The 1370-nt window shown below is 43.4% G+C and carries 1 protein-coding gene; it reads right to left on the bottom strand.

What is annotated here, in order from left to right; genetic code table 11:
* Positions 1–101: 101 nt before the first annotated feature.
* Positions 102–1307: an IS256 family transposase gene (locus DXA74_RS15945; RefSeq protein ID WP_118220300.1), complete on the bottom strand. Its 1206-nt coding sequence runs from the start codon at positions 1305–1307 to the stop codon at positions 102–104.
* Between the last annotated feature and the right edge of the window lie 63 nt (positions 1308–1370).

Consider the following 1370-nt stretch of genomic DNA (forward strand, 5'->3'; position numbering starts at 1 on the left):
CGGGGGTGTAATTTAAACTGTGTCAAGGCTTGTTCTTAACTTTCATTCCCACTCCCTGCTGGGGGCATGCCCCCAGCAGGGAAACCTTTTCGGCTGCAAAGTTACATAATTTTAAATCTATCTCCAAATTTTATTGCCAATTGTTGAGAAATTTGTCCCCAATTTGCCAGTGGCATAGTCCATTTCTTACGGATGTTGCGGTAAGCTAAGTACACAAGCTTCTCCAAAGAATTATCCGTAGGAAAGACCCCTTTAGTCTTTGTGACCTTTCTTACCTGTCTGTGATACCCCTCAACCGTATTGGTCGTATAAATGAGTTTACGGATGGCTGGAGTATATTGGAAATACTCTGTCAGACGTTCCCAATTGTCACGCCATGACTTGATGACAATTGGGTACATCTCTCCCCACTTAGACTCTAACAGGTCTAAATTAGCAGCAGCGGAGTCTTTGTTTACTGCACCATATACTGTTCTTAAATCCTTGATAAACTCCTTTTGATGCTTACTGCCAACATACTTGATAGAATTGCGTATCTGATGGACAATACAGAGCTGCACAGAACTCTCAGGAAATACGCTTTGGATGGCATCTGGGAAGCCTTTGAGACCATCAATACAACAAATCAAGATGTCTCGAACACCACGGTTCTGAAGATCCGTAAGAACTTCTAGCCAGAAGTTAGCTCCTTCACTCTTAGACACATACATACCTAACAGTTCTTTTTGGCCTTCCTTGTTGATACCAAGAATGTTGTAAATGGCTCGTGTGACAGCTCTGCCATTCTCATCCTTTACCTTATAATGGATAGCATCAAGCCAGCAAATGGCATATACAGGATCGAGCATGCGAGACTTCCAGGCGGTGATTTCGGGTAATACACGGTCTGTTATAGAGCTGATAGTATCGGCTGATAGAGTTGTGTTGAACTCACGCTCAAAGTAGCTGCTGATGTCACGTGTGCTGGTGCCCATGGCGTACATCTCAATAATCTGGTCTGCCATGCCATTGGCAAGAATAGTCTCACGCTTCTTTACGGTCTCAGGTTGGAAAGTTCCGTCTCGGTCACGAGGAGTCTCTATAGTGACCTCACCATATTTTGTTTGAACCTTCTTACTCATCTTACCATTACGACGGTTGCCGGAAGAGCGTTCCTCTTCACTTAAATGAGCGTCCATCTCACCTTCGAGAGCTGAGTTGAGAATACGCTCTAACAATGGAGCTAATGCTCCGTCCTTGCCAAATAAGGCTTCACCACTACGCAACTGCTGAGCTGCTTTCTTGTAATCAATTTCTAAGTTGTCCATAATATAAAAACTGTGTTAAACTACTTTTATTGTAGCTTGACACAGTTTAGTTTACACTCTCCA

Origin of the sequence: Bacteroides sp. OF04-15BH (genome assembly GCF_003477995.1) — a bacterium.
Classification (GTDB): Bacteria; Bacteroidota; Bacteroidia; order Bacteroidales; family Bacteroidaceae; genus Paraprevotella.